The following is a 2,576-nucleotide window of genomic DNA, read 5'->3' on the forward strand; positions in this document are numbered from 1 at the left end:
TGCGCATTCCACGCCATCTGGCCACCCAGTCCACCAACATCCGGCCACCCGTTCCACGCTCATCCGGCCGGGCAGTCGGAGCGCAGCGACGCAGGTTTGCATTGTTAGTCTGAAGTCCCTGCCGTCGTCAATTTCGTTACGCGTCTGCGCATCGATTCGCCCTTCAGTTCGATCCGGTAAGCGTTGTGAACCAGCCGGTCGAGGATCGCGTCGCCCAAGGTCGGATCGCCGATCAGTGCGTGCCATTTGTCCACCGGCATCTGGCTGGTGACCAGCGTCGAGCGATGGCCATAGCGGTCGTCCAGCAGCTCCAGCATGTCGCGCCGTTGTTGCGCGGTAAACGGCGCCAGGCCCCAGTCGTCCAGGATCAGCAAGTCTGTCTTGGCGTAGCCGGCCATGAGTTTGGCGAAGCGTCCGTCGCCGTGAGCAAGGCCCAGCTCCTCCATCAAGCGTGGCAAGCGCAGGTAGCGCACGCTGTAGCCGTCGCGGCAGGCCTTGTGGGCTAGTGCGCAGGCAAGCCAGGTTTTGCCTGCGCCCGTCGGGCCGCCGATGATCAGGTTCAGGCCATCGCGCAGCCATTGGCCGCTGCCCAGTTGCAGGATCAACGCCTTGTCCAGACCACGTGGGCTGCGGTAGTCGATGTCTTCCAGGCAGGCGTTGTGGCGCAGCCGCGCCGCTTTGAGGCGAGTCGTCAGGCGGGCGTTTTCGCGCTCGGTCAGCTCTCGGTCGACCATCAGGCCAAGGCGCTCGTCGAAGCTGAGATCGTTGATGTCGGGCGTTGCGTGTTGCTCGCTCAGCGCTTTGATCATGCCGTGCAGGCGCAGGGCTTGCAGCTTGTCCAGGGTCGGGTTCGGTAGCATTTTGATGCTCCTTTTTCAGGTCAGTGGTAGTAGCCAGGGCCACGCAGGTTGATGTGCTCGTCGGGCAACAGCGGCAGGTTTTGCTGGGCCAGCGGCAGCCGTTCCAGCCCTTGGCGCAGGATCGATTCCAGGCTCTTGTAACTGCATGCGCCCAGCGCCAGCGCCCGCTGGCAAGCGGCTTCCAGCCGCTCTTCGCCGTGCTGTTTGCCCAGACGCAGGATGCCCAGGCAGGCGCGGAAGCCGTGTTGCGGATGGATTCGGCGTTCGAGGATGTAGGCGATGACGCCGGCCGTATTCGGGCCGGTTTGCTCGGCCCAGTGGATCAACCGTTGCGGCGTCCACTCGGCGTGTTCGCGGTGACTCTTGGGCATGTGTTCGGTCTGAGTGGTGTGGCGGCCTTTGTGCGGCGAGCGCCGGTGGCTGGCCACGCGCTGGTTGGCGTGGAAGCATTCCACCGTCTGCGCGGTCAGGCGCACTTCCAGTTGATGCTTCACCAACTGGTACGGCACCGAGTAGTAGTGACCGTCGATCTCGACGTGGTAGTCGATGTGGACGCGTACCTTTTTCCATTCGGCGTAGACGTAAGGATGCTCCGGCAGCGGTTGCAGCGCGGGTTGATCGATGCTCTCGAAGGCTGAGCAGCGTGAGCCGGGCAGCTTCTTGAAGGGCTTGTGATTGAGCCGATCCAGCAGCACGCCGATCGCCGTGTTGAGTTCGCCCAGCGAGAAAAACTGGCGGTTGCGCAGCGCCGCCAGGATCCAGCGCTCGACCACCTGCACGCCGACTTCGACCTTGGCTTTATCCTTGGGTTTGCGTGAGCGAGCAGGTAGTACAGCGACGCCGTAGTGCTCGGCCAGGTCGCGGTAGCTGGGGTTGATGTCCGGTTCGTAACGATGCGCTTTGGTGACGCCGCTACGCAGATTATCCGGCACCAGGATCTGCGATGTCCCGCCGAAAAAAGCAAAACATCGAGCGTGCGAGCCCAGCCAGTCGGGGAGTTTCTGCGACCAGGTGGCCTCGGCGAAGGTGTAGCTGGACGCTCCCAGCACGGCAACGAAGATCTGGGCCTGGCGGATCTCGCCGGTCTGCCGGTCGATGATGGGCACCGTTTGGCCGGCATAGTCGACGAACAGCTTTTCGCCCGCACGATGTTCCTGACGCATGACCACGTCGACCTTGGCGGCCCAGAGGCGGTAGTGCTCGCAGAACCAGCTGTATTGAAAGCCCTGTGGGTGACTGAGCCGATATTCCTGCCAAAGCAGAGCCAGAGTGACGCCGGGGCGGCGTAACTCGGCGTGCGCCCATGCCCAGTCAGGCATCGGTCTTTGATCGCTGGGAACTGTCGGTGCTGGCGGAAACAAACGCCCTTGCAGCTCAGCATCGGTGAATGCAGAGGGCCAAGACAGCCCGCTGGCAGCGAAGCGATTGAGATAATCACCGACGGTGGCTCGCCCGACTTGCAAGCTGGTGGATATCTGACGAGCAGATAGGCCGACCTCAAACTTGAGGCGTAATACTTCTCGAATCTTACGCATGGATAAACGCTCCACGACGACCCCTTAGCTTCGATAAAAGAGGTCGATGGTAGTGAATTAATCCTGCGTCGCTGCCTGCCTTTGGGGTGGCCGGATGTGCGTGGAATGGGTGGCCGGGTCACCGTGGAATAGGTGGCCGGATGTTCATGGAATCAGTGGCCGGATGGCCGTGGAATACGCA

2 protein-coding genes are annotated in these 2,576 nt (G+C 62.3%); both read right to left on the bottom strand.

Annotated elements, in window-relative coordinates; translation table 11 throughout:
• Positions 1-104: 104 nt before the first annotated feature.
• Complete coding sequence (gene istB, locus ACP7E4_RS30355; RefSeq protein ID WP_426119954.1) at positions 105-860, bottom strand: IS21-like element ISPre4 family helper ATPase IstB; 756 nt, start codon at positions 858-860, stop codon at positions 105-107.
• A 20-nt stretch (positions 861-880) separates the two neighbouring features.
• Entirely contained in the window at positions 881-2,395 is a 1,515-nt protein-coding gene (gene istA, locus ACP7E4_RS30360; RefSeq protein ID WP_426119956.1) for an IS21 family transposase, read from the bottom strand.
• Positions 2,396-2,576 lie beyond the last annotated feature (181 nt).

Source organism: Pseudomonas sp. DSP3-2-3 (assembly GCF_049898225.1).
Classification (GTDB): domain Bacteria; phylum Pseudomonadota; class Gammaproteobacteria; order Pseudomonadales; family Pseudomonadaceae; genus Aquipseudomonas.

What these genes read in the sequence shown, in the direction of transcription:
- istB (WP_426119954.1), bottom strand. Translation starts at nt 860, where the DNA reads ATGCTACCGAACCCGACCCTGGACAAGCTGCAAGCCCTGCGCCTGCAC.
- istA (WP_426119956.1), bottom strand. Translation starts at nt 2,395, where the DNA reads ATGCGTAAGATTCGAGAAGTATTACGCCTCAAGTTTGAGGTCGGCCTA.